General features: G+C 54.4%; 17 protein-coding genes. 11 read left to right on the forward strand and 6 right to left on the reverse strand.

What is annotated here, in order from left to right; translation table 11 throughout:
* Positions 1-344 precede the first annotated feature (344 nt).
* From AC2FLJ_RS21710 to AC2FLJ_RS21750, 9 genes are all read left to right on the forward strand, one after another.
* Complete coding sequence (locus tag AC2FLJ_RS21710) at positions 345-1058, forward strand: DUF4129 domain-containing protein (RefSeq protein ID WP_496707614.1); 714 nt, start codon at positions 345-347, stop codon at positions 1056-1058.
* Positions 1055-2371, forward strand: a complete 1317-nt coding sequence (locus tag AC2FLJ_RS21715) for a hypothetical protein (protein ID WP_496707616.1) — start codon at positions 1055-1057, stop codon at positions 2369-2371. Before AC2FLJ_RS21710 ends, AC2FLJ_RS21715 begins: the two co-directional genes overlap by 4 nt.
* Complete coding sequence (locus tag AC2FLJ_RS21720) at positions 2361-3317, forward strand: AAA family ATPase (protein WP_496707618.1); 957 nt, start codon at positions 2361-2363, stop codon at positions 3315-3317. Before AC2FLJ_RS21715 ends, AC2FLJ_RS21720 begins: the two co-directional genes overlap by 11 nt.
* Before the next feature lie 44 nt (positions 3318-3361).
* A complete protein-coding gene (locus AC2FLJ_RS21725) occupies positions 3362-4612 on the forward strand; it encodes a DUF58 domain-containing protein (RefSeq protein ID WP_496707620.1) in 1251 nt (416 codons plus the stop codon).
* A complete protein-coding gene (locus tag AC2FLJ_RS21730) occupies positions 4612-5610 on the forward strand; it encodes a stage II sporulation protein M (protein ID WP_496699934.1) in 999 nt (332 codons plus the stop codon). Before AC2FLJ_RS21725 ends, AC2FLJ_RS21730 begins: the two co-directional genes overlap by 1 nt.
* Positions 5607-6527 (forward strand): RDD family protein, encoded by a 921-nt coding sequence (locus AC2FLJ_RS21735; protein ID WP_282119250.1) that lies wholly within the window; start codon positions 5607-5609, stop codon positions 6525-6527. The genes AC2FLJ_RS21730 and AC2FLJ_RS21735 overlap by 4 nt, the downstream gene beginning before the upstream one ends.
* 151 nt (positions 6528-6678) lie before the next feature.
* Positions 6679-7452 carry a hypothetical protein gene (locus AC2FLJ_RS21740; RefSeq protein ID WP_496707622.1) on the forward strand — a complete coding sequence of 258 codons (774 nt, stop codon included), beginning with the start codon at positions 6679-6681 and terminating at the stop codon, positions 7450-7452.
* 211 nt (positions 7453-7663) lie between these two features.
* Positions 7664-8695, forward strand: coding sequence for an NADPH-dependent curcumin/dihydrocurcumin reductase (curA, locus tag AC2FLJ_RS21745; protein WP_496699932.1), 1032 nt, complete (start codon positions 7664-7666; stop codon positions 8693-8695).
* A gap of 355 nt (positions 8696-9050) precedes the next feature.
* Complete coding sequence (locus AC2FLJ_RS21750; RefSeq protein ID WP_496699931.1) at positions 9051-10667, forward strand: GMC family oxidoreductase; 1617 nt, start codon at positions 9051-9053, stop codon at positions 10665-10667.
* Positions 10668-10728: 61 nt separating this feature from the next.
* On the opposite strand, the gene AC2FLJ_RS21755 is transcribed toward AC2FLJ_RS21750, so the two are convergent.
* The 5 genes from AC2FLJ_RS21755 to AC2FLJ_RS21775 form a co-directional block, all read right to left on the reverse strand.
* The gene (locus AC2FLJ_RS21755; RefSeq protein WP_496707624.1) at positions 10729-12195 is read right to left on the reverse strand and encodes an oligosaccharide flippase family protein; all 1467 of its coding nucleotides are present in this window, start codon (positions 12193-12195) and stop codon (positions 10729-10731) included.
* Positions 12196-12353: 158 nt separating this feature from the next.
* Complete coding sequence (locus AC2FLJ_RS21760; protein ID WP_496707626.1) at positions 12354-13055, reverse strand: glycosyltransferase; 702 nt, start codon at positions 13053-13055, stop codon at positions 12354-12356.
* Positions 13056-13618: 563 nt separating this feature from the next.
* Positions 13619-14497, reverse strand: coding sequence for a glycosyltransferase family 2 protein (locus AC2FLJ_RS21765; protein WP_496699928.1), 879 nt, complete (start codon positions 14495-14497; stop codon positions 13619-13621).
* 287 nt (positions 14498-14784) lie between these two features.
* Complete coding sequence (locus AC2FLJ_RS21770; protein ID WP_496707628.1) at positions 14785-15486, reverse strand: sugar transferase; 702 nt, start codon at positions 15484-15486, stop codon at positions 14785-14787.
* Between the two features lie 244 nt (positions 15487-15730).
* Complete coding sequence (locus tag AC2FLJ_RS21775) at positions 15731-17146, reverse strand: hypothetical protein (RefSeq protein WP_496699926.1); 1416 nt, start codon at positions 17144-17146, stop codon at positions 15731-15733.
* 292 nt (positions 17147-17438) lie between these two features.
* On the opposite strand from AC2FLJ_RS21775, the gene AC2FLJ_RS21780 reads away from it, so the two are divergent.
* On the forward strand, positions 17439-18323 hold the full coding sequence (locus AC2FLJ_RS21780) for a methyltransferase, TIGR04325 family (protein WP_496707629.1): 885 nt from the start codon (positions 17439-17441) through the stop codon (positions 18321-18323).
* Here the strand turns inward: AC2FLJ_RS21780 and AC2FLJ_RS21785 are convergent.
* Positions 18299-19006 (reverse strand): 4'-phosphopantetheinyl transferase family protein, encoded by a 708-nt coding sequence (locus tag AC2FLJ_RS21785; protein ID WP_496699924.1) that lies wholly within the window; start codon positions 19004-19006, stop codon positions 18299-18301. The genes AC2FLJ_RS21780 and AC2FLJ_RS21785 overlap by 25 nt on opposite strands.
* 68 nt (positions 19007-19074) lie before the next feature.
* On the opposite strand from AC2FLJ_RS21785, the gene AC2FLJ_RS21790 reads away from it, so the two are divergent.
* On the forward strand, positions 19075-20853 hold the full coding sequence (locus AC2FLJ_RS21790) for a CocE/NonD family hydrolase (RefSeq protein ID WP_282169656.1): 1779 nt from the start codon (positions 19075-19077) through the stop codon (positions 20851-20853).
* Position 20854 lies beyond the last annotated feature (1 nt).

A 20854-nucleotide genomic window follows, 5' to 3' on the forward strand; every position in this document is an offset into this window, starting at 1 on the left:
CTGAGTAACCAATCAATTTCTCAAGACCATTCCCAAAATCATGTTTGTTGAACGTTTCTTCCCAGGTTGGCATTGAGGCACCTGTCGTGGACATTGCGCCGCGATCTGCGGTTTTTCCGGTTCCAGATTGGTGCGTAAGCAGTACTTAGTTTGACCCAGAAGGTCCTATAGGCAAATACTGACCCACGTCGCGGTTTTCGCTGTGTACGATGAAGGCATATGCCTCACCTTAAAACTGCATTGAAACGCTACGCGCTGACACAGAGATCTTGTGCCAAAACCAAGCGAGATCAGTTAACAACTTAAGATTGCGTGCCGGCTGGCATTCTACTATCGATATGCACATGAGCCGTTATTTGCGATTGATTTACTTAACCAGCATTTTCTTTGTGCCGCATTTGACAGCCGCCCTAGAGGCTACCGAAAACCCCGTTGAGATCGGCGAAAGTGGCGAAGCCTATCTGAAGGCGATAAGATTAAGCCGTGTCGATGCAGATGTGGCCTACTTCGACCCTGCAAGCCCTCCGCCTCCGATACAGACAACGCAAGAGCCGCGACCACCCTCTAGTTCAAACCAATGGTCGGTGGGCGGCGATGTGAATTTCGCGACACTGCTTATTTCCGCCGCGATCCTGATGATGATCGCTTTTGTCTTTGTCCGCTACGGCAGCGGCTTTGCCGTCACATTCGGGCGCGAGCGAGAGAATACGGAAAGCGGGCGTGACGGGCGTGCACCGCGTGCGGGGTTAGGAACGCCGCCCACTCCGGGCAGCTTGAATGCGATCCTGCGCATAGCGGACCGGCGCGAAGCTTTGATCCGTTTGGCGCAGGCCGCCCTGGGCGCGGCGATCAAGGCCAATGGGGTGCTGCTGCAGCGCAGCTGGACCGCGCGCGATGCGTTGCGCCACTTGCCAGAGGACCAACATTGTCTTGGCGCCCTACGCAATTTGGTTCTGGCAAGCGAACGGGTGCATTTTGGGGGGCGGGACGTAAGCGAGGATGACTTTCAGGCCCATGTCGAGGATATCCGTCCGCTTTTGACTGAGGTCCCCAAATGAACTCCTCAGCGACCGAAGCAACGAGGCGCGGCCCCAGAAGTGAAACCTTGATTATTCTAGGTTTCGTGGCGTTGCTGCTGTTCACGATCTTTTACGTTATATCGCAACGCCAGCAGGTTCTGAGAAGCTCTCCGTCTGGGTTTGACGGTCTGCGGATCTGGCTAAATACGAATGAGGTAAGTGCGCAGAGCTTTCTGGGGGGCTGGCAGGTCGATCAGGAAACTGTTGGCCTGTTGGTGCTGCCGCTATTTGACACTGTGCTGGATGAGGATCGGGTTCATCCGCGCTCAAAAGAAGAACTGCTTTTACAGCAGGATGAATACGATCTGCGGCTTGATGCGGTGCTGGACAAGGCCAGTCGGGTACAGACCTTGGTGATCTTGCCCAAATGGCGCAGCGGGATGCGGCTAACCGGTCGGGCGCATCCGGTCTTGATCAGTCGGCAGCAACAGATCGAAACACTGCTGCAACAGCTGACCGGTCAAAGGGGTGCTCGGATCGAATATGCGCGCACGCCTTTTACGGATTTCGACTATTTTGATGGCGAAGACGTTCGGCAATCGGCTCAGATCTATGCGGCACAACTGTTCACCGGGGCTGATTGCTCTCCGCTGATTGGTAACTCGGATGCGATGCTTCTGGCGGAATGCCCGCTGGCGGATGATGCAGGGGGCGCGCGGGTTTTGGTTTTGTCGGACCCCGATTTGTTGAACAACCATGGGCTGCGCTTGGGCGATAATGCCATTGTCGCCCGCAATCTTCTGAGCGCACTCGCCGACGACCGCAACGTGATGATCGACTACAGCCGCGAAGTCTGGCTCTCGGACCCCGAAGAAACCGTGCGCTACGAACGTAGCTGGGCCGATCTGAAGCGATTTTTTGGCCCGCCTTTTCTGACGCTCTGGCTGAGCGGGGTATTGGTGTTGGCTCTGTTTATCTGGCGCTCATGGCAGCGTTATGGCCCGGTGCAGGCTGAGGACGGTGTCAACACAAGCGCAAAATCGCTGGCCGTGCGAGCACGGGCACGTCTGATGCGGCTTTCGGATCAAGACGGGGCTTTGGCCGGCGAATACGCAAAGGCCCGGCTAGCGGCATCGGCGTCGGCTTTGTTTGGCCCGGCGCTTGCCCATCACTATGCTGAACCCAAGGTCTTTTTAGGCTATGTGGCGCGGCACAATCCGGATCTCTCTCGCGACCTGGAAACAGTGTTGAGGGATATCCGGAACCTTCCACATCGGATCCCACCGGCAGAGGCAATGCACCATGTGGACGAACTTGAAGCGCTATTGGAGCTGATAACGAATGACACTTGAAACATTGCGCGCGCGCTCGGACGCGCTGCGTGCCGAGATCGGGAAGACGGTGCTGGGGCAGGAGGATGTGGTCGAGCTGCTTTTGGTCTCGCTTTTTGCGCGCGGCCATGTCTTGCTTGAGGGGCCGCCGGGCACCGCCAAGACCCTGTTGGCGCGCAGTTTTGCCGCTGCGCTGGATCTGGAATTCGGGCGTATCCAGTTCACCCCCGATCTGATGCCAGGAGACGTACTGGGCACCTCGATCTTCAATTTTCAGACCAATGATTTCGTCCTGACGCGCGGCCCGGTCTTTACCCAGGTGCTTCTGGCGGACGAGATTAACCGCGCGCCTCCCAAAACGCAGGCTGCGCTCTTGCAGGCGATGAACGAACGGATGGTCAGCATTGATGGCAATGATCACTCCTTGGGCCGTGAATTCATTGTAGTCGCCACCCAAAACCCGATCGAGCAACAAGGTACGTACCCCTTACCAGAGGCGCAGTTGGACCGGTTTCTCTTTAAGCTTGAAATCGACTTCCCGCCCGAGGCAATCGAAATGGCGATCCTGCGCCAGCATGCCAATGCCCCGATCGAAAGCGGTATGGAAACGGATGTACTGTCGAAGACCCTAGATGCGGCTGCCCTGGCGGAATGCCGGGCGCTGATCGACGGGATTATCCTCGATGACGATATTCTTGCCTACATCCTGCGACTGGTCCGGGCGACACGGGAAAGCGCCGAAATTGCTTTTGGTGCCTCTACACGCGCCGCTGATGCGCTGGCAGCAGCTACGCGGGCACAGGCGGGGTTAAACGGGCGGGATTTCGCAATCCCGGACGACGTAAAACGGCTTTTCGTACCAGCGTTACGCCATCGAGTAGTTCTGGGTGCCTCGGCCGAGATCGAGGGCCGAAACTCTGCTACGGTTCTCGAAAACATCCTCAACCAGATCGAGGCCCCCCGCTGATACGCCCGTCTACCAGATTGCTGAGCGCCGCCTGCGTCGCCCTTGTGTTGTCGATTCTGGGACTTGCATTTTTCGGCGGGTTGCGTGAATTGGCGCTGGCGCCGTGGGTCCTGTTGGCGCTTTTGTCAGCGGCGGATCTGCTGATATCCTTCAGCCGTCGAAAGCAACTGGTTTTCGACATGCGGCCCGAGATTTTTGTGGGCGAAATACAGGTGCTGAAATTGCAGGTTCCGGACGCTCCGAAAGACTTGCAGGCGCGGCTAGAATGGCCAAAAGGATTGATCGGGGCGACGGATTTCGAGTTCAAGATCGGACCGGATGGGACCGGATCAGCCGAGATTGACTGTCGCGGCGTGCGGCGCGGCATCTGGGCTTTCGAACATCTCTGGCTTCACTGGTCGTCACGCCTGAAGCTTTTTGATTTCGTGCCACGACTGGATTTCGCACTGGAAGTTCGGGTGGTGCCCAATATTCGGCTTATTCAGTCGGGTGAGATTGCCACGACGGTGCAGTCCACGCTTTATGGCGTGAAGGAAAACCGTGCCATCGGCGAAGGGTCCGAATTTCACCAGCTTCGTGATTTCGTACAGGGTATGGACGTTAAATCGATCGACTGGAAACGCTCGGCCAAACGGCGGGGGCTTGCAGCTAAAGAGTTAAGGGCCGAGCGCAATCACCACGTTATCGTAGCGCTGGATAACGGCTATCTGATGCGCGAAGAGATCGCCGGTGTGCCCAAGATTGACCATGCCGTTACTGCCGCGCTGGCCGTTGCCTGGGCGGCGGCAATTGGCGGTGATCTGGTGGGGTATTACGCCTATGACGTGCGTCCGCGATCTTTTGTGGCACCACGGGCGGGGCGACAGGCTTTCGCGCGCCTGCGCAGCTGGACCAGCGAGCTGGCCTATGTGGGTCACGAGACCAACCATACCCTGGCCCTGACTGAATTGAATGCCCGCACCCCAAAACGCAGTCTGATCATCATTTTCACGGATTTCATCGACACGACTTCGGCCGAGCTTCTGATCGAGAACATCGCCATTCTGTCAAAGCGTCATCTGCTGATCTTCGTCACCATCCGCGACCCAGAGGTCGAGGCGCTGGTGGAATCCGCACCCAAGGATCTGGACGGGGTCGCCACGCTGGTGGCCGCGAACCAGACGATCAGCGAACGTCGTCTGGTGCTGGAAAGGTTGGCGCGTTTGGGGGTCACGGTGCTGGATGCGCGTCCCGATACGGTGACTGCCAAGCTGATCTCGACCTATCTGGAAATCAAGGCGCGGGAGTTGATCTGATGGCGGAAAGCGACCTCATCCGCTCGGCCCGGTTCCGGAAAGAGCGCGAAGCCGACTGGCGTCGTCTGGAAACTTTGGTCACCCAGGCCGAGCGTGTCGGCCTACAGCGAATGGATTTCGCGGCCGCTCGCGATCTGGCCGCGCTTTACCGAAATGCGACCACATCCCTGGCCATTGCCCGCGAAATTTCGTTGGACAAGGCGCTGCTGGACTATCTCGAAGCGCTGACCGCACGCGCCTATCTGTCAGTCTATGCCCCTCAGGAGCGTCTGGGCGGGCTTGTGCGCAAGTTTTTTGTCAGCGGCGCGCCGATTGCGATACGTCGATCCTGGTTGTTTATCCTGATTGGTTTCCTGTGTATGGGGCTGGGGGTTTTGGCGGGATATCAGCTGTTTCTGGAAAACCCGGCTTGGTATCATGTTTTCATGCCGCCGGAACTGGCCGGAGGGCGCGGGCCAACATCTACTACCGAAGAGCTGCGGCAAGTGATTTATGATCAGGATCCCAGCACCTCGGGACTTGGGGCCTTTGCCACTTTCCTGTTCTCGCACAACACGCGCATCGCGATCTTTGTGTTTGGCCTTGGGGTATTCCTGTGTGCGCCGGCGGTCTTGCTGACCTTCTTTAATGGCCTGTCGCTGGGCGCATTTTATGCGCTGCACGTGGAACGCGGTCTGGGCAGTGATCTTGGGGGGTGGTTGTCTATCCACGGGGTGACCGAGCTGTCGGCAATCTGCATTGCATGCGGCGGTGGGGTGCAACTGGGGGCAGCGATCCTTTTTCCGGGGAAAAGAAGCCGCCGCGCTGCTTTGCGCCACGCGGGCCGGGATGCCGTAAAGCTTGCGCTGGTGGCGGCCTTTATGTTGGTGGTCGCTGCCCTTGTGGAAGGGTTCGGGCGCCAGCTTATCCAGGACAAAGCCATAAGGTACGTGATTGGCTGGGGGCTGGGACTATGCTGGCTGGCCTGGTTTGCCTTGGGCGGTAGGGTGCGGCGATGAAACTGTGGCGACGCAAAGACAAGACGGCAGCCCCATCGCTGGGTGAGCTGATCCCGCCCGAAGGTGTACCCATCCACCTTGAGGTGGCCGGGCTAGGGGTGCGCCTTGCCGCGCAGCTTACAGATGTGGGCATTACGCTGATCGCCGCCGTCGCAGTCCTGATATTGATCATGTCCCTGGGTATTGGCACACCTACGACGCTGCTTGCTATCGGCAGTCTTCTGTTCTTCGTGATCCGGGTGCCCTACTACGTCATCGCCGAACTGGCGTGGAACGGTCAGACATTGGGAAAGCGGTTGATGAAGATCAAGGTCGTCTCACATGATGGCCGATCGCTTAGCACGCATGCGTTGGTGCTCAGGAACCTTATGAAAGAGGCTGAGATTTTTCTGCCCGCAACCCTGCTGCTGACACTTGATACCTCATCACCCGTGGCCTCGGGGCTGGCACTGGCCTGGATACTGGGGGGGCTATTTGTGCCGCTGTTCAATCGTCACAGGCAAAGGCTGGGCGATCTGATGGCCGGTACACATGTGATCCACCTACCGGTGCCGGTGCTGTTGACGGATTTGGCTCAGGTTCCGGTCGGCGAGACGGCCGCAAAAACGCGTTTTACCTTTCTGGCGCATCAGCTTGATCACTACGGCGCATTCGAATTGCAGACCCTTGAAACGCTTTTGCGGGCGCAAGAGAAAAGGCGCGCGTCGGGTCCCTCTCAGAATGACAGGGCCACCATTGAAAGCGTGGTTGAAAAGATCCGCCAAAAGATCGGCTACGCGAACAAAGTTCCCGAGGCCGATCGGCTGAAATTCCTCCGGGCGTTCTATAATGCGCAGCGTGAACATCTTGAGAAACGCCAGTTGTTCGGCGAACGCCGCAGGGACAAGCACTATGCGGTCGACGATAACTCTTCGTAATTCATGTCAATAGCCGCCCCTTTTTTGCCCAAAAATTGGCTTGGAAAGGCCGCTCTCAAACTCAATTACCGGTGTCATAAAGATACTGAAGACAACCTTAGATGATCATCATACACTAGCCGAAACACAGAGTAGTATTGAGGATAAAACAGTGGCCAGCACAACAGAACACACGGGCAGCGAGGCGCTCGGCGTCGGGAGTATCGTGGGCGAGAGTTTCTCGATCCTGTTCAAAAATTTTATCACCGTCATCCTGCTAGCGCTGGTGCCGACGTTATTGAGCTCAGTGATTGCGGGTATGATGGTCGGGGCCGATGTGGCGTTGGGTGCGGCAGACCCCGATTTCAGCACCTCTTCCGGCGTCACCACCTGGGTACTGACGATTTTGCTGCAGGTCGTGTTCTATGCCCTGACGACCGCTCTGCTGGTGCAACTGGCATATGACGCCAAACTCGGACGCCGCCTGCAGGTGGGTCGTTACTTTGCACCAGCTCTGCAAGCTGCTATCCCGGTTGCGGTGCTGACGACGGTCGCAGGAATTCTGACCGGGTTTGCAACGCTTGCTTTGATCATACCCGGTCTTTGGGTTTATGCGGTTTTTTCGATGGTTGCGCCTGCCGTGGTGATCGAGAAAGCAGGATTTGGCGGGCTTGGGCGCAGCGCGGCTTTGAGCAAGGGATACCGCTGGCCAATTTTTGGCGCTTTGCTTCTGATCGGTATCTGCGCCGGGATCGGTGGTTTCCTCGCCAGTTTCGCCGCCGGTTTGCTTGAAGGTGTCGGAAGCTGGGCAATGACGGCAGGTTTTTCAGTTGTTGCAGCTTTTGGTGCGGGGTTGAGCGGCATTTCAGTCGCTCTGATCTATGCCCGTCTGCGCGAGATCAAAGAAGGCGTGAGCGTCGATCAGATCGCATCTGTTTTCGATTAATCAAGTGAGGTTACAAAGGGTGTGATCACCCCTTGGAGGCCGAAGGCGCTGGCTTGCGCCTTCGGCCTTCTGATACGCTTGGCTGCATTGAACAGGTAGCGTGGATTCGCGCAATCCGTGCTTCATTTTGTAACCGAGGTTTTTGGGCTGGACAGTTTTTGACAATCTTGCTTGGCTGCGTTGCACCACTCTCATTTTTTAGGAGATTTCAATGCCCCAAGCATCCGACACCAACCGTCGCATAGTTCTTGCGGAACGCCCCACTGGTCGCCCGGACAAAAACACTTTGCGGCTTGAAATCACAGACATTCCAACACCCGGCAACGGAGAGATGCTGGTGCGCACGGTGTACCTGTCTCTGGACCCTTACATGCGGGGTCGTATGAATGACGCGAAATCCTACGCTGAACCGGTTCCGATCGGTGGGGTCATGACGGCTCAGGTTGTGGGGCAGGTAGTGGAATCGAACCTCGAAGGGTACGAAGCCGGAGACTACGTTTTAAACACGAGTGGCTGGCAGGATTATGCGATCTCAACTGGTGAGCAGGTCGTCAATCTTGGCAAGACGCCGGACAATCCGTCCTGGGCGTTGGGTATCCTGGGAATGCCCGGCTACACGGCTTATGCGGGGCTGCTGAAGATAGGCGAACCAAAACCTGGTGAAACCGTTGTCGTGGCGGCTGCGGCTGGACCGGTGGGCGCAACCGTGGGTCAGATCGCAAAGCTAAAAGGGTGCCGCGTGGTGGGTATCGCGGGTGGCCCGGAAAAATGCGAACACGTGGTAAAGAACCTTGGGTTCGACGCTTGTGTGGATCACCGCGCGGCGGATCTTTCGGGACAATTGCGCGACGCGTGCCCTGACGGCATTGATGTCTACTTCGAGAATGTCGGTGGCAAGGTGCTGTATGCGGTCTTACCGCTTTTGAATCCGTTTGCGCGTGTTCCGGTCTGCGGCGTCGTGGCCTGGTACAACTTGCCGGGTTTGCCGGACGGACCGGATATGGGCCCGGTGATCATGGGTACCTTGTTGCGGATGAAGGTCAAAATGCAGGGTTTCATAATTTTCGACAATTTCGGCCCCGAGGTTTACGCCGAGTTTGTCCGGGACATGACAGGATGGCTGAAGGACGGCTCAATTACGTATAAAGAGCATGTGGTTGAAGGTCTTGAAAATGCTCCGGTTGCATTTAACCAACTGCTGGCCGGAGAAAACTTTGGGAAAATGGTTGTAAAGGTGGATTGAGCCAGGGCAGTGAAAGTTGGTCCTTCCAACTCAGACCCTAATTCGTTCGCAAAACGCATGAGTGTCAAATTTCAAAACTATGTAGAAACCTGGCTCAGGACTCTCTGATCTTCGTCTGGGTGCATGATTCCTGATTGAAAAAATTCGAGCGGTGAATTTGCCAGACTTTTTCCGGCGGAGTGACGAGCGGTAGGCTCCGTCCGGAACCTTTCTGTCCCAAGTTTCAAAGTAAAGCTCGCGCCGATGACTGCTGGGTCCTGAGTGGCCACGATCAAAGAAGCCCACGCGATCATTGAATCTGGCCGCATGATCGGCAAACTCGTTGTTGCATTTTAATCAGAAAGACCAATGCTCCATGACAAGCGTCCGGAAACTTGATGGGGATTACGACTATATCATAGTCGGCGCGGGCACGGCCGGGTGCGTTCTGGCCAACCGCCTGACAGAAAACCCCAAAACGCGGGTGCTGTTGCTCGAGGCCGGCGGCTCAGACAACTACCACTGGGTGCATATACCGGTGGGGTATCTTTATTGCATTGGCAACCCGCGCACGGACTGGATGATGAAAACTGCCCCCGAGCCGGGCTTGAACGGACGTTCGCTGGTTTATCCGCGTGGCAAGGTGCTGGGGGGATGCACCTCGGTCAACGGCATGATCTATATGCGCGGACAGGCAGCGGACTACGATCATTGGCGGCAGCTGGGCAATGCCGGATGGGGTTGGGATGACGTGTTGCCCTATTTCCTGAAATCCGAGGATCACCATGCCGGGCCCGCAGACATGCATGGGCACGGAGGGGAATGGAAGGTCTCGAAACAGCGCTTGGAATGGGACATTCTGAAAGCCGTGCAGGAGGGCGCTAAGGAATTTGGCATCCAACCGCGCGCAGATTTCAACGATGGCAGCAACGAAGGGACCGGTTTTTTCGAGGTTAATCAACGCAACGGTGTGCGTTGGAACACGGCCAAAGGCTTTTTGCGCCCGGCGATGAAACGGCCCAACTTGCGCGTTCTGACCCATGCTGAAACCGAGACGCTGTTGTTCGATGGCAAGCAGGTGACGGGCGTACGCTACCTGCACAAGGGCGTTCAATATGACGCCTATGCCGGGTCCGAGGTCTTGTTGGCGGCGGGCGCGATCAACACGCCCAAAATTTTAGAATTGTCAGGCGTGGGCCGGGGCGATGTGCTGTCTGAACATGGCATCGTCTTGCAACACGAAAGTCAGGGCGTGGGTGAGAACCTGCAGGACCATTTGCAAATCCGCACTGTGTTCAAGGTCCAGAACGCAAAAACCCTGAACACGATGGCGAATTCGCTGCTTGGGAAAGCAAAGATTGCATTGCAATACGGCCTGACGCAATCAGGGCCAATGTCGATGGCCCCCAGCCAATTTGGGATGTTCACAAAATCCAATCCCGATCTGGCTACACCCGACTTGGAATACCATGTGCAGCCGCTGTCCACCGACAAGTTGGGTGATCCGCTTCACCCTTTCCCTGCGATTACTGTATCGGTCTGCAACTTGCGACCTGAAAGCGTGGGCACCTGCCATATTCAGACGAAAGACATCGAAGCACAGCCTGATATTCGCCTGAACTACCTTTCGACTGAAAACGACAAACGCGTTGCAGCGAAATCCGTGCGACAGGCGCGGAAGATTATGACGGCGAACGCTCTGAAACCCTATCAGCCTGAAGAAATCTTGCCTGGCCCGGCGATGGAGTCAGAGGAAGACCTTGTGAAAGGTGTAGGTGATATCGCTACGACTATTTTCCACCCTGTCGGCACCTGCAAGATGGGCTCGGATGCTTCTGCTGTGGTCGGCCCGGATCTCAGGGTGCATGGACTGTTGGGATTACGGGTGGTTGACGCATCTATCATGCCAAAAATCGTATCCGGCAATACGGCCTCCCCGGTTGTGATGATTGCGGAGAAAGCGGCAGATATGATCCGCGAAGGAACTTTATAAGTGACGTATATTGCGCATTGCGGATGTAAGCCACGAAACCGTGCGGCATCTCCTTCTCTGCTCACCCCACTGAATGTTCCGAAAAGCCTCTGTTTCTCAGTGCGTTGCGCAAAGATCCATCCAGAAGAAGAACGGCTGGAATGACGAAGGCCATCATGCCCAGCCCAATCAAGACAAACCGGACTAGATCGTGGGCTTCCGAAAACAGATTTAGCCTGTCTGCGAAGAAAATGGGAATGCAAGCCAACGCAAGCGCCGGTAGCACTGCCCAAGACCTGCAGAGGATGATATGCCAGTGAATACCGGCATAACGCTTCATGATGATTGCGTTGATCGAAAAGACAATGATTGAAGCCACGACTTCGGACAACGCAATTGCGGTTATGCCGAATGACGCCGCCGACAGGATCGCGGCAATCGTGATTCCTGAATATAGCGCCATAATCCAAGGTAATTTCTGAACTTGACCAGCCAGCGTTAAAATCGCGGCGCTGGCATTTCCGCTGCAACGGATCAGGGCAGCAACAGCAAGAATACGTAGAACCGGTGTTGCGGGCTCCCAACCGGGTCCCAAAATCCCGGCTGTCAGCGTATCCGCCATGAGGAACACGCCGATAAACAAGGGAACCGCCCCATAAAACAGAATGGGAAAGAAGCGCAGCGAAAGTGCCCCAAATCCAGACGTATCGCCATAAGCATCACGGCTGCGGCGGAAGAGATTCCATGACAGTATACGGGTCGGTTCGCTGACAATTTCTTCAAATGCCGCGACAATGCGCTGCGCCGCACGATAATATCCGGCTGAGGTTGCGCCCAAAAATCCACCAATAATCAGGGTTGCGAAATAGATACGAACATTCACCACCAGACGGGTCATTATGATCTTTTTGGAAAAGGCCACTGTATCCGTAAGCGTTTCACGCCCCATGATCTCGGGTGTGGTTTTACTTACAATCAGACCACTGACGCTCCAGATTACGGCGCCGCAAAGCCGTCCCCACGCCAGCGCCATAACGCCAAACCCTTGATACAAAGCCCAAATCGCGACGGCCAGGTTCGCAACGTCCGCAATCGGCGTGATCAGCGCTGCGGTCGTCAACCGGTCCTGCCGGACCAAAACGCCATTGTATGCAGCACCCATCGAAGTAAAAAACACACCGACTGACAAAACCTGAAGAAGCGGCTTGGCAACGGGGTCCGAAACTATGCCCCCGATAGCGCTGCCGCTCAAAACACCCATCGCCGCGATCGTAAAACCGCATAGAATTGCCACAAAGAGAGTTTCGCGAATGCGGTCCTCGGGCCCATGCCATTGCATGATGTACTCTGACCATCCTGCCATTGAAACTTGTGTCAGGATAACGACCATTGCCGCAGCCAACGCAAAAACGCCAAACTCGGCAGGAGTCATCATACGTACGGCCACCAAGAAGATCGCAAACTGCGTCAACTGGGTAAAAATCTTGGATACCGTGGTCCAAACCCCGCCACGCAACACGGTATCTTTTTTTTGGGCTGGCTGTGTCATTGGCTCAACCTGTCCGACGCACCGGTTCTGGCGTCAAAGTTGGGCCATTGTTGGCCGCCGCCATTCTCAGCAGGACAAGCAGATGACAAACCCAACCAACATAGGCGACACCACGCGTCAAATCTATCGCAACGGGTGTTTTCCAAAACGTCCCTCCATTACGTGGCCACAGGGGCACGCAAACGTTCCGTCCCCCGAGTTGTGCTTGGGCTTTGCAGGATATCGCGGTACAGAGACAACAAGGCGTCGCACCAAGCTTGCGAAGACAATGAGATGTGGCGCGCGCCCGTTTTGGCATTCGAAGCCATTTGCGCGACCCAATCATCGTCAGCAGACAGGCCGGCCAATGCTGCAACCAGCGCATCCCGATCTCCGGCGGCAAAGCTCTCGCCCATCTCTTGAGCGCAAATGTCCCGACTAATTAGCAGGCTATCCGATGCCAGAACCGGAACGCCACATAACAAAGCTTCGACCGGTGCCAAACCAAATGGTTCGGGACCCAATGTCGGCGCTACCAGCATCCTGGCTTTGGCCATGGCGCGCTCCAACCCGGTACGATCTTGCCAACCATCGAACCGGTGTTCGGGAAAGTCGGCCTTCAGTTTCGCCAGATCCAGACCACTGCCCACAAACCGCATTTTGACGCCGGCACACCGTGCGGCCTCGGCCAATAGGAAGACCCCTTTGTACTCGTGCAGATCGCCAACGTACAGAAACTCACTGTTCTGATGGCATGGCACTGGATCTGGACAAAGAGGTTCTGACGGATTGGCTAAAGCGACTACCGGGCCGGGCGTGCCGTCCGGAAACAATCGGTGTTCCATACCCGGGTGGATTAGTAAGGTCGTGACGTCCGGCAATAATTTGCGTCGCGCTCGGTTTTGTAGTGCTTGCCGCGACACCCGCCAGATTTTCTGCCCGTAGCTACGCTTGTCACAGTTATGCAGTATGCATGACGCGGACATCGCAACGCGTGGACACGTGTTTTGCTGGCGAAAATCAAAAAACGCGCCATTGGGACAACTCAGAAAGTAGTCGTGGGCGTGCATGACTGCGCGGCTTCTCACCGGCTTAAGAGGGCACAAAAGCGACGGCGACAAAGTCTGATGATACCCATGAACATGGTAGATGGTGCCCGGGCAGTCATTTTTTTTGATCCAAGTGGCTAGCCGCTTCTTAACCCTACGATTCCAGAGCCCCGACGCGGCTGCGGACAGTCCACCCTGATCCAACAAGCTTTGACCACCCATAGATATCAGCTCGACCCCAGTCGGCATCTCCCCCCCATCGTCGCCACAAAAAAATGTAACAGGGATGCCCTGTCTCGCAAGCAACCGGGCCTGAAGAACCGCAAGCTTGGAAGCCCCTCCGCGAATTTTTGCGAAGTCACTAAGTACCACCACGCGACTTGGAGCTGAGTTCGTCATTCGAACCGCTCCACTTTCTCAGGGTTAATCCTGCCGCGCGCCAAGTCGCCAAAGGCATGCAGGTTTCCTTTCAAGCGCCCCAACCGATCAATTTCAGGCTCGGAATTGAAAGACCTGACAAAGTTGCTCGCCAAGTTTCTACACATGATGTTCAGAGCGCGATTAAACGCCATCGTCCCTTTTCTATGCAGATAAAGCGGGTTGGCAATTTGCGAGTACCCAACACGCAAGCCGCTTGATCGCCCAACCTTGGTTCCTAAATGGACACCTCGCAAATTGCTCGATCGAACGATGCGACCATGCGCAGACATCTGGCGTGAGAAATCTACATCCTCAAGCCAAGCGTAAAGCTTGAGCCGCGTATCAAAGAGTATTTTGTCCAACAAAGCTGGTGCAGCGCGCAGCGCCATGTTGCAGCCATAGCAATTGTAGACGTCAGTAATTTCAGAAGTAACGGTGGGCGCTGTTCGCGAGACCATTTCCAAACCTCGCAAGTGGCTGATTCCCGGGCCATGTATTCCATCTGCCAAAACTGTCCCTGTCGCCATGACGACGTCGGTCCGAGACTTGAACAGATGTTCTAGGTTGGCCAGATAATCCGGCGCCATTAGAAAATCGTCATCCAAATACAGCAGGACATCTTCTTCCTGCAGCATGCTCAAGGCTGTGTTTCGTTGAATGCAACAGCCGCGTTCGCTTTGAACGATGCAAACTGGGAATGGCAAATTGGCAATTTTATGCGCGTCAATATCGTCGGCCCGCGCAACAACTACGATCACGAGGTCTGGAAATCTTTTTTGGCGCGCTATGTCCAAAACTGTGGGAACCACAATATCCGGGCGATTTGTAGTCGGAATGGAAACAATTAAACGCATAACGCTAACACACTTTAGACATAATATTGCCGATAAACCGCCGCCACAGCCTGCCTTATTGACAGGTATTCGTACTCAGCGTAGCCGTGGTGGTAATGATGAAAAAGAAAAGTCGAGCATAGCAAATGGCCCTCGTTCACGAGAATAAAACGTTGCGTTTCAACATCATCGAAATGATCGAATCCGCGTCACCTAAGTTACTACGCAGGCTGGTGATTGGCGGTTGTCTCCTCTTCTGGTTAGTCGTGGTTTTGTTCGTTTTCTTCTGACCGCAACCCAAGATTTCGCTACCGAGCACCATCGCTCATGATCATCACTTTTATCGTCTTGAGAATGATTTTGAGGTCGCGTCCAAATGACCGGTTGTTCACGTAATAGACATCCATCTGTACTCTTTCGGCATAGGTCGTGTTGCTCCGCCCACTGACCTGCCAATACCCGGTAATCCCTGGTTTGACCGAAAGATAGTCACTGAAATGCTCGCCATAGTGCGACGCTTCTGCAGCAACGACCGGGCGAGGTCCGACAATCGCCATGTCGCCCACTAAAACGTTCCAGAATTGCGGTAGTTCGTCCAAGCTCGTCTTACGGAAAAACTCGCCGACCGTCGTAATCCGCGGGTCATCATCCAGTTTCTGTTGAGCTTCCCACTGGGCGCGCGCTTCGGAGTCAGATTCCAAGATCTTCGCCAAACGCTCTTCGGCATTCCGTGCCATCGTTCTAAACTTGAGGCAGTTGAATTCTTTGCCATCTCGGCCGATGCGTTTGTGCCCAAAAAAAATCGGCCCACCGTCCGTTATCAAAATAACAAGTGAGATCAGAATGAGAAAAGGAGAGAAAAAGATCAGCGCAAAAAATGCAAACAAACGGTCAAACAACGATTTGAGAAAAGTGTCTGAACCACCGTTGTACTTCTTTAATCGACCAGAAGATGAGCCACCGAGCAATGAAGACTCCACCTCAGCCCCACGATTAAAATTCGTTCTCATTACACAGCCAATCGTTAATACAATACACAACACGCGCGACCCGAAAAACATTGGCCCGCATTACAATTCCCCACCATTCAAAGTATAAGTAAATCCCTGCCCAAGCCGCAACTTTTTTGTAAAATCGAGGAAGGGCAGCAGGCGTCCTGTGGATAACCTACTTCTTCAAGTCAGTTTGTCGCCATAAGATCAACAGTACTCAAGTTTACCTCCGGACTGTTCCTGACAAAAAAATCCACCAAAGCTAAACACGATTCGAAAACCCTTTGGCAGATGCTGCCAAGGTCTCAGTCGTGTAGCCTTCGAAAACCTGTTCTCGGGCAACAACGCACAGCCCCGAAACCGCCATAAGAAGCAGAGTTGGATCCGGTGTCGTTGCTGAAACTAACATGGCTGTCAATAATGTCAGCGCGCAAACGCGACCAGCGCTAAACAACCGTAGCGTGCCGCGATCGGCTCCTGTAGCTGGCAAACCAATTGCGCTGAAAATGAACATCAAAAAAGCAATCGTTCCGGGAAAGCCCACACTTCCTAAAAGAACGGATGCAATGCCATTCCCCCGCACTGAGCCGACTCCGGCCCCAAGCCCCCAGGTTTGGAAGAAAGTATCAAACCCAGCCGCAGCCCACGCGCCGCGTTCCCGTCCTGATAGGGAATCTTGTTTGGAAAAAACCAAACGGTCTAGAATATCTGAAACGCTATCCATCACGACTGGCACCAGAAGTAACGCACTGATCGCAATGGCGAAAAACGAAACGCCTATGACCATGAGATGCCCAAACCCACGAGACATATTGAAGCCCAGAAAAACTCTGAAATGCAGAGTCACGAAGAATACCCCTGCGGCAAGAGCGGCTATGCCTGTGCTGGACATGGCAAGCACGGCGCCAACAAAATTGGCTGCTGCCAAGATGCCGTGGCTTTGCGTTCTGACAACCAAGTAAGACATAAAAAAGTAAGTAAAGAACGCAGCCGAAGCGGCCCCATAAGCGGACGCTTCGGCATATCCTCCGATCACCCTACTGAACGGCCCCACCAGATGTTCGTTTAGAAGGGTATAGTCGGCAGTTCTGACTAGGCTCAAAACCGCATCGGCACCCAGAAAGTCTAAGAGTCCAAGAACCACGTTAAGCGAGGCGGCCCAAACCAGTCCTTTTTCAATGAACTCTGCCCCGCGCCGTCTGGCGACAAAAACTGTCGCTAGAAAGAAGGCAAAGGACAGCAGGATATAGACCGATTGCGCTATGTTGGAGTTTGTAGGCCGTAGTGGCAGCATTACAGAGCTGAAGAAGTTACTAACCTGTGGCCCTCTGTTTGTCACCGTCATCGGGAAAACAAGAAACTGCCCCTCGAACAGGCGCACTAGGACGATTCCGGAGAAAACAGAGTACAACGCAAAAACAAGAAGATAGACACCCGACGGGGGCAAACGGAATTCTGCCGACCCAGGCGCATGCGTAATCCGCCGTAAGATCAATAGAAAGATCGAAAGAATTGCCAATAAATTGGCAATGATCATTGAGAGACCACCGGCAACCAACGCTGCGAACATCCCAAATGGGATGACCGCTATGGCCATCAAAATCCCATTGTCAGCATTTCGTGCGCTGAGCCAAAGCCACAATAGCAAGAATGCGGCTGCAGCAGGATAAACAGCCATTTTCGTCCTCGCTTACAACCTCGGAGCGTGAACCCCGAACGGAACATCTATTAAATTGGTCAAATTCACTGTTTCGTCTGTTACTTCGACAAGCATCGTTGCCCGAATCGGTTATCGGCAAGCGGCATATCGAAAATCGTTCTCTGTCAAAGTAACTGAGCATTTTCAGATCGCGAACCGAAAGCACTAACACCCCAAAATTCGAGCAGCAATTGCCAACTATCCCTCGTAATGTTTCCGAAATGTTAACAGTAACGAGCGCATTTTGCCTTTGGGTTTTCCCGAATCCGGTTTGAAAGTAGTTTGGCGGAGTATTTTCTTCGGGCTCAGAATTCATACTGGCGGTTTTTCTCGCTTTTTGTGCGGTGGTAAAATTTTGTTTAGATCACGAGAAACCCTAAAATTTAGCTTAAGTCTTTTGAAACGTGGGATTGGGCTACCGGTTTCAGCAGCTTGGGCTCGGCTAATGACGACCGGCATTCGCCCCCCGGCCATGGTTGGCGCTTATCCAAACTATGCAGCGGCCGCAGGTAAAGCCCACGGCAACGGGTATAATGATAAGGACGTGGCACAGGTGAACACCGACCTGATGCGCAAAACCGTTGTTTGGGATTATCCGGTCATTCATTGGATTAACGAAGTTTTTAGCGAAGGAATGCACCTGCTGGATGCAGGGGGGCATTTCGGGTCGAAATACATCGCCTTTCGGGATTTGTGTCCAATCGACAGGTTGCAGTGGACAGTTTACGATTTGCCCATAACTGTCGATCTGGCCCGCGCCGCACAGGAGAGTCAGGAGTTACCTGCTGAAATTGTGTTTCAAGACGACCTTGCGAAAGTTGGTCAGATAGACGTGTTGCTAGGGTCGGGCCTGATGCAATACTTGGATATTTCTCTGGCTGAATTGATCGGCAAGCTCGACGCCCCACCCAAATACATCTTGCTAAACAAAGTCGCGACTCGCTGTGGCCCGACCGTTGTAACTCTGGAAAAGATCGGGCCTGGCCGGGTGCCTTATCAAATCAGAAACAGAAATGATTTTGAAAAAAACCTAACCGAAATGGGCTATGTAATACGCGATCAATGGGACATCCCATCTCTTGGTCGTATCATTTCAACGCATCCCGGTTTGGGCCCAAGTGTCAGCCGAGGCTATTTTCTGGAACGTCGTGAGTAGGCTCGGACGATCGGATCACCGGATCGCCACCGAAGCTCGACAGGGCCACCTGTATCGCGCAGGGCCAACGCGCCGATCCAACCCGGCGCAGGTTCGAAATGAGTTAAAGTCCAACGTAAAGGGTCGTCGTCTTCAATCCGCGTCAATCGAGGAGGGACGTCGGGCGAGAGGGTCACGTCGAAAGAATCAAGGGGCATGTACAACCCATGCCCCAGTGATTTCAGAACAGCCTCTTTTCTGGTCCAGCAGCGAAAAAACCCTTGCAACCAATCCGACGGTTGCAAGCACGACAACTCGGCGTATTCCGCTGGAGAGAAATGATGTTTAGCCACCGCATCTTCGATAGGTCGCACCAACTCGATATCGAGACCCGGATGGGCATACGAGCACACTGCCAATGCAGCCCGACCGGCAGAGTGACTGAGGTTAAACCCAGGGCCATTTTGCAAATACGGCTTGCCATGCGGCCCGTACTCAAACTCGACCGCCTTGGCGTCAAGACCAATGTAATCCGCCAAGATTCTCCGCAATCCGGCGCGACCTACAATGTACATGCTCCGATCACTGGATTTGACAAAACGATCGGCCCTTCGCAGTTCGTCAACCGACAGTTCCTTACTAAAATGATCAAGGTGTTCGTCTGCTTCTTCCAGAGACCACAGCCAAAGATCCACACTGAGCACGCAAAAAATCCTTCCTTCTAATACCGAAACTACTCGTGGCGAACCTAGCAAGTCGATAGGGTGTTTAAATGAAACGCAAGGTTGTTCTTGTTATCTGTTCCGTGATTGCAATTGGTTGTTTAGTCCTGATGGGCAAAACCCTTTTGGACAAAAACCGAAATCAAATCGCGTGGTGGGTACAAGCTGGTGCACCGGATTTAGCGGATGTTATGGTGACGGTGCCTGACGGCGTGCGCCTGGCGACGGATGTCTACCTTCCGGCTGAATCCGGCCCGCGCCCAACGGTTTTGATGCGCCTTCCCTACGGCAAACGAACCTACGGCGAAGTGCGGTTTTGGGTTGGAGAGCTGACGCGCCGGGGGTTCGCTGTGGTCGCTCAGGACATGCGCGGACGGTACGGATCAGAAGGGACATTCGCCCCATACCCCAACGAGGGTCCGGACGGCGCGGCCACGCTAGATTGGATCATTAATCAACCGTGGTCAAATGGACGGGTTGGAACACTGGGTTGTTCAGCTTTGGGTGAATCCCAACTCATGTTGGCGGCTCAAGGACATCCAGCCCTGCATGCCATAGTTCCAATCGCAGCAGGCGGCGCAATCGGGTCAGTCGAAGGGAAGAACGCTTATTTCAGTGCCTTTGAAGGCGGAGTCTTCAACCTGGCAGCCAGCGTCGGCTGGTTTGGTACAGAAGGCGGCAAAACCGCACCCAAGTCTGGTTATCATCCAATTGATCCGGGCGATGTTCTCGATGGACTTCCTGTCGACGGCCTAGTCGCACAATTGCGCTCGGACGAGACTGATTATGAAGCGTTTTTGCAGAACTTCGATAACCCTCAATACTGGCGGGACGCCGGCTATATCACCGGCAACGAGGCGTTCTCGGTACCTGCACTATTCATTGATACCTGGCATGATCCCGGAATAGATTCGAGCCTAACACTGGCTGAAACTCTGCAAAATGCGGGCGCATCCGTAAATACTATCATCGGCGCAGGAACACATTGCAACTACCTCGGTACGGACGGTGACACGGTCGTTGGGGATCTACCAGTCTCACCGGATCGCCGCATCGGCTATGTTGATCTCATTAGCCGGTTTCTGGCTTGGCACCTGGGGAACGGACCCGCCATTGATTTACCCGAATACACCTATTTTACACTCGTGGATAACCAGTGGCGCGAAGCCAACAAATGGCCGCCTGCCGACGCAATTCAAAAGCAGCTATATTTGAGCGCAGGTCAGTCATTGCTTTGGAAAAAAAGCGCAATTTCAGACTTAAAGAGTAGCTTTTTGTCCGACCCCGAAAACCCTGTTCCCTCTATCGGTGGCCCGCTTTGCTGCACTGGAAATCCCGAGGATCGAGAAGGGCCCGTGTTGCAGAACTCGATCGAGAAACGAGACGATGTGCTGTTGTTCTCATCCGCACCGCTGGAACAGCCAATAACAGTCGCGGGCCCAATCCAAGCAAAGCTATGGGTCACCATTTCAACTCCGGATTCCGACCTAGTCTTGCGCATTTCGGATGTAGATACACAAGGAAATTCGCTATTGGTGCAAGAGGGCGCATTAAGGTTGCGATACAGGGGTGGATTTGAAACACCCGAGCTGATGACCCCAGGACAGATCTACGAAGTAACAGTCGACATGCGCCAAATCGCCTATAAGTTCGAAGCTGGTCATCAAATTCGGTTGCACGTGGCCGGAACCAACTTTCCGCGCCTTTCAAGAAACACCAATACAGGCGGGCCAATCTATTCTGAAACAGAGGTCCGATCGACAGAGATCACTGTGCTCAGTGACACTAACGAACCCTCCGCGCTGATCCTGCAAACCCTGCCGAATTGAA

Source organism: Ruegeria sp. CDSA034 (assembly GCF_059612275.1).